The sequence below is a fragment of the Saccharopolyspora sp. NPDC045941 genome (assembly GCF_056431445.1).
Genome location: NZ_JBWKKU010000032.1, coordinates 1 through 4,155, shown reverse-complemented (window position 1 = coordinate 4,155; position 4,155 = coordinate 1). Strand labels below are relative to the sequence as shown.

Annotated in this window: 2 protein-coding genes; one reads left to right on the top strand and one right to left on the bottom strand. The window is 71.6% G+C overall.

All coding sequences use genetic code 11. From position 1 onward, the window contains the following. Nucleotides 1-119 precede the first annotated feature (119 nt). Complete coding sequence (locus AC07FN_RS24715) at nt 120-3,155, bottom strand: alpha-mannosidase (protein WP_478397758.1); 3,036 nt, start codon at nt 3,153-3,155, stop codon at nt 120-122. A gap of 117 nt (nt 3,156-3,272) precedes the next feature. Between AC07FN_RS24715 and AC07FN_RS24710 the strand changes: the two genes are divergently transcribed. Beyond that, on the top strand, nt 3,273-3,533 hold the full coding sequence (locus AC07FN_RS24710) for a Prokaryotic metallothionein (protein ID WP_093267697.1): 261 nt from the start codon (nt 3,273-3,275) through the stop codon (nt 3,531-3,533). The last annotated feature ends 622 nt before the right edge of the window (nt 3,534-4,155 follow it).

The following is a 4,155-nucleotide window of genomic DNA, read 5'->3' as shown; positions in this document are numbered from 1 at the left end:
CTTGCCTCCCCCCCCCCCCCCAAACCCCCCCCCCCCCCCCCCCCTCCCCCCCACCCCCCCCCCCCCCCCCCCCTCCTCCCCCCCCCCCCCCCCCCCCCCCCCCCCCCGGGCCGGGTGGTTCACGCGCCGGCGGGGCGGGCGAAGCGCAGGGTCCGGATTTCGAAGGGCTGCAGCCGCAGGTCGAATGCGTCGGTGGTGGCGTCGGGTTCGGCGAGCGGCCGTTCGAGGAGGTCGGTGCGGGTGACCGAGGTGGCCGGGAAGGAGGTGGTCAGCCGGGCGCGGGCCCGGGCGCCGCGGGATTCGTAGAGGCGGACCACGAGGTCTCCGCTCCGGTCGTCGGCGAGCTTGACCGCTTCGACGACGACGGCGTCGTTGTCCACGGCCACCAGGGGCGCGACGGGCCGCGAGCCGTTGATGGTGCGTTCGGGCAGGTTGATGCGGTAGCCCTCGCGGCTGGCGTCGCCGATGTCCGCCCCGACGACCAGGGCGTAGCGCAGGTGGTGGCGGCCGTGGTCGGTGTCGGGGTCCGGGAAGCGGGGCGCGCGCAGCAGGGACAGGCGCACGGTGGTGGTCGTGCCGCCGCCGGGGCGGGTGTCGCGGGTGACGTCGTGCCCGTAGGTGGCGTCGTTGACGAGGGCGTGGCCGTAGCCGGGTTCGGTGACGTGCAGGAACCGGTGGGCGCAGATCTCGAACTTGGCGGCGTCCCACGAGGTGTTGCTGTGGGTGGGGCGCATGACGTGCCCGAACTGGGTTTCCGCGGCGGAGCGGTCGGCGTGCACGTCCAGCGGGAAGGCCGCTTTGAGGAGCTTCTCAGTTTCGTGCCAGTCGATGTCGGTGTCGATGTCGACGCGGCGGGCGTCGGCGGCGAGGCCGATGCGCTGCTCCACTGTGGACTTGCCGAAGCGGCGGCGGATGCGGACGGTGCCGTTGTCGAGGTCCAGCTCGTCGAGCTCGGTGAGGTCGCGGGTGTGGTGCCGGTAGAAGGCGTCGAGGTCCCAGGCGTCCCAGGCGTTGGGGTGGTCGGCGTGCAGCTGCAGCAGGTTCGCGGGGCCGGCCAGCGCCTCGCGTTCGGCGGCGTGGTCGTAGACGGAGGTCAGCAGCCCGCGGTGGTCGATGGTGACGCGCAGCAGGCCGTTGTCGAGGGTGGTGGTGCCGTCGGGGTGGCGGGTGGCCGTCGCCGCGGCGGTGGTGATCGCGGTGGCCGCGCCGAGGGCGGGGACGCCGTTGCGGGCGTGCGGGGCGGCGTTGAAGGTCAGCGGCCCGGCGGGGTCGCCGGCCAGGGCGCGCAGCGCGCCGGTGATGATCGCTTCGAGTTCGGTGGCGATGCGGGCGTAGGCGGCTTCGGCCTCGCGGTGCACCCAGGAGATCGAGGAGCCGGGCAGGATGTCGTGGAACTGGTGCAGCAGCACCTGCTTCCACAGCCGGTCCAGCGCGTCGTGCGGGTAGTCGCGGCCGGTGGCGATGGCGGCGGTGGCGCACCACAGTTCGGCTTCGCGCAGAAGGTGTTCGCTGCGGCGGTTGCCCTGTTTCGTCTTGGCCTGCGAGGTGTAGGTGCCGCGGTGCATCTCCAGGTACAGCTCGCCGGACCAGACCGCGGGGCCGGCGTGGTCGGCTTCGGCGGCGGTGAAGAACTCCTCGGGGGTTTCCAGGCGGACGCGCGGGGAGCCTTCGAGGTCGGCGGTGCGGTAGGCGCGGGCGAGCATTTCGCGGGTGGGTCCTCCCCCGCCGTCGCCGTGGCCGAAGGGCAGCAGGGAGCGGGTGGCGTAGCCGTGCTCGGCGAAGTTGTCGGTGGCGTGGGCGAGTTCGGCGCCGCTGATCTCGGAGTTGTAGGTGTCGGCGGGCGGGAAGTGGGTGAACACCCGGGTGCCGTCGATGCCTTCCCACCAGAAGGTGTGGTGCGGGAACTTGTTGGTCTGGTTCCAGGAGATCTTCTGGGTGAGGAACCACCGCGACCCGGACTGGGCGACGAGCTGCGGCAGGGCGGCGCTGTAGCCGAAGGAGTCGGGCAGCCACACCTCGCGGGTTTCGATGCCGAACTCCTCCAGGTAGAAGCGCTTGCCGTGGACGAACTGGCGGGCCATGGCCTCGCCGCCGGGCATGTTGGTGTCGGCTTCCACCCACATGCCGCCGACCGGCACGAACTGCCCGGTGTGCACGAAGGTGCGGACGCGGTCGTAGAGCTGGTGGTGGTGCTCCTTGATCCAGGCCAGCTGCTGGGCCTGCGACATGGCGAAGTGGAAGTCGGGGTGCTCGGCCATCAGGGCGGTGACGTTGGCGACGGTGCGGGCGACCTTGCGGACGGTTTCGCGCAGCGGCCACAGCCAGGCGGAGTCGATGTGGGCGTGGCCGACGGCGGAGATCACGTGGGAGCTGGGGTGCGCGGGCCGGGCGAGGACGCCGGCGAGTTCGTCGCGGGCGGCGGGTGCGGTGCCGGTGATGTCGTGCAGGTCGAGGCGGTCGAGCATGCGTTCCAGGGCGCGGAGGATCTCGTGGCGGCGCGGCGAGTCCGCGGGGAGTTGCCGCATGAGCTGGTCGAGGACCTCGGCGTCCTGGACGAGTTGCCACACGGGTTCGTCGAGGACGGCGAGGTCGGCGCGGCGCAGCCGGTACAGCGGCGGGGTCGCGGTGGTGGGTTTGGTGCCGAGGCCGGTGGGCCGGAATCCGTTGTCCCCGAGGATGATCGGGTTGGCGGCGGCTTCGACGTACCAGGTGCGGTGCCGGCCGGCGGAGTTGCGGCCGGCGGGCAGGTGGGTGTTGCGGGGGTTGAGGCCTTTGATGGGGGTGCCGTCGGCGCTGTGGGCGAGACCTTCGCACTGGAATCCGGGGCGGTCGGCGTCGAAGCCGAGGTCGACCACGACTTCGACGGTGCGGCCGTCCCAGTGCGGCGGGATGGTGGCGGCCAGGCGGAACCAGCTGGTACCCCAGGCGGGTCCCCAGGCTTCGCCGATGCCGGCGGGGGCGTAGTCGGCGCGCAGGGCCTCGGCGACGGGCACGGGTTCGCCGGGCGCGTGCCAGACGGCGATGTCGCAGGGCAGCGTTTCGGCGTAGTAGGCGGGTCGCAGGCGTTCGGCCAGCACCCGGTCGAGGCGCTGTTCGACGATGCGGCGGTCGTCGTGCATGTGCTCCCCCGATGCGCTCGGTGTGATCGCGATCATGCTGGCACATCTCCGGGGCGGGTGGGCAGCTGCGAATCGGGTGGTGGCGCGGTTGCCGACCCATGGGTAGGGACGCATCCTGCGGGTGTCCACCCGTCGGCGTGGAAAGGCGACGTCATGGCGACCTGCGAAGTCTGCGGCAATGACTACTGGATGACCTTCGAGGTGCACACCGTGGGCGGCGGGGTGCACACCTTCGACTGCTTCGAATGCGCTGCGCAGCGGCTCGCGCCGCAGTGCGAGCACTGCGGGACCCGGATCCTCGGGCACGGCGTGGAGGCCAGTGGCCGGTTCTTCTGCTGTGCGCATTGCGCGCGGCAGTCGGACATGGCCATGGCCGGGGAGCTGCGCGACACCGTCGGTGCGCATCCCGGTTGATGGTCCACCCGGGGCATGCACGCAGCGTCGGCAAAGCCCAACGGACGTGCCCCTATCGATGGATAAGCACCCTATCTGAATCTTCGTTATCAATACGTTATGAATTGCGAGAAACACGTGGGCTACCTGCGACGACATGGCGGGTGAGACGGCTTCTTCCCGCCTGGTTCGCGCCGGTTGTCGCGTCTGGGATTTGACAACGGGGCGAAGCACCGTCGACTCATCCCCTCGAAGTTAGTGGAGGACGCCCCGATGGCAGGTCTGGTTCGCTGGCTGGGCGGCATGGCACGTGAGATGCAGCGGGCCCGCATGGTGATGCGGAACCCTGCGTCGAGCGGCCAAGCCCGGCGCTGACGTCCGTCAGTACCCAACCCTGCCCGGCCGCTTTGCCGGGCGCGGTCGAGGCATCGGTCCGGCGGCCACGCGCCGCGACGCAATACCGGGGCAACCAACAACCGGGCGACTGATGCCGGAACCTGCTGAAGACACTGGTGGCGTGGGGGGGGGGGCAAGGGGAAAGGGGGGTTCTGGGGGGGGGGGGGGGGACGGGGGGGGGAGAGGGGCCCCAAACCAGTGGGGGTCGCCCGCAGGATGGTTCTCACCCCGGTGGTGGGTGGCGTGA